This window comes from Kitasatospora sp. NPDC086791 (genome assembly GCF_040685975.1).
Lineage (GTDB): Bacteria > Actinomycetota > Actinomycetes > Streptomycetales > Streptomycetaceae > Kitasatospora.
The window spans coordinates 1-1,357 of the sequence record NZ_JBFBOC010000082.1; the positions used below are offsets into that span (position 1 = coordinate 1).

A 1,357-nucleotide genomic window follows, 5' to 3' on the forward strand; every position below is an offset into this window, starting at 1 on the left:
CGGGCCTTCCCCCGCGGAAGTGGACACGCGTTCGGGGTTGTCATGCGGCTAGCGTGAGCCTAGCGGACTCCTGTCGGTGCCGGCGTTCGAAGTCCACCGGGCTGAGCTGTCCGTTCGCGGAGTGGCGCCTCCGGGTGTTGTAGCGGGTGAGCCAGCGAAAGACGCTGCGTCGGCAGAGCTCCGCTCCCGGATAGCGGTGGGCGCCTCGCAGGGTCTCGCGCTTGAGACTGGCGTGGAAGCTCTCGCAGGCGGCATTGTCGGCGGAGGAGCCGACCGCGCCCATGGACTGAGTCACGCCCAACTCGCCGCACAGAAGAGCGAATTCACGTGACGTGTACTGTGCCCCGTGATCGCTGTGGAAGGTCGAGCCGTCCAGACCGCCACGGGTTCGGGCCGCCATCCGCAAGGCGTCGGCGACGAGCTCGGTCCGCATGTGGCCGGCGATGGACCAGCCCACGACCCGGCGGCTGAAACAGTCCAGAACGGTGGCCAGGTAGAGAAACTCCCCGTCCCCGACCGGCAGATAGGTGATGTCACCCATGTACTTCAGCCCAGGTTCGAGGGCGGTGAAGTCCCGCCCGAACAGGTCCGGCACCGGCGTGGCCGACGGCTCGGCGATGGTGGTGCGCACGCGCCTGCGCAGGCGTATGCCCGCAATGGAGAACTTGCGCATCACCCGGGCCACCCGCTTGTGGTTGATCCTCCTGCCGTCGGCGCGAAGCTCGGCGGTGATCCGCGGGGAGCCGTAGGCACCGTCGGAGTCGGCGTGGACGGCACGGATCTCCTCGGCCAGGGCCCGATCGGCCGCTTCCTTGACCGCGCGTGGACCGGCGCCGTCCCGCCACTTGTAGTAGCTGGAGCGGTTCACGCCCAGGACCTGGCACAGCCGCTTCACGCCGAAGGCGTCCCGGTGGTCGTCGACGAACTGGAAGCGGCTCACCAGTGCGTCTCCCCGGCGAAATACTTGGCCGCCTTGCGCAGGATGTCCCGCTCGGCGGTCAGCTTCCGCTCGCTGGCCTCCAGTCGGCGGACCCGGTCCTCCAACTCCCTGATCCGCGCGGCGGCTTCACCGTCGGCTCCGGCCGGCAGCGGCCCGCGAGCGGCGGGTCCGGCGGCTGGTTGGGGCGTTCCGTTCTCCCCACGCGCCCGGAGCACCCACACGCGCAGGGCACCTCGGCTGACGCCCAGGTCGGCAGCGATGCCCTTGTAGGTCGCCCCGGGCGTGGACTCGTACAGGGCCACGGCGTCGGCCTTGAACTCGTCCGAGTAGTCCTTCATCGCCATCGGCGGTCTTCTCGCTTCCTCCGGATCACACAAGATCCAGTATCAGCGTGTCCACCACACAGGGGGAGGCCCC

General features: G+C 69.3%; 1 protein-coding gene. It reads right to left on the reverse strand.

Translation table 11 applies throughout. The features are described 5' to 3' along the window. Window positions 1-40 precede the first annotated feature (40 nt). Window positions 41-1,284 (reverse strand): IS3 family transposase gene (locus tag AB0Q99_RS34310; RefSeq protein WP_363578190.1). Its coding sequence is split into 2 segments (ribosomal slippage): window positions 41-951 and window positions 951-1,284, totalling 1,245 coding nucleotides; the frame shifts between segments, so codons are not numbered across the junction. Window positions 1,285-1,357 lie beyond the last annotated feature (73 nt).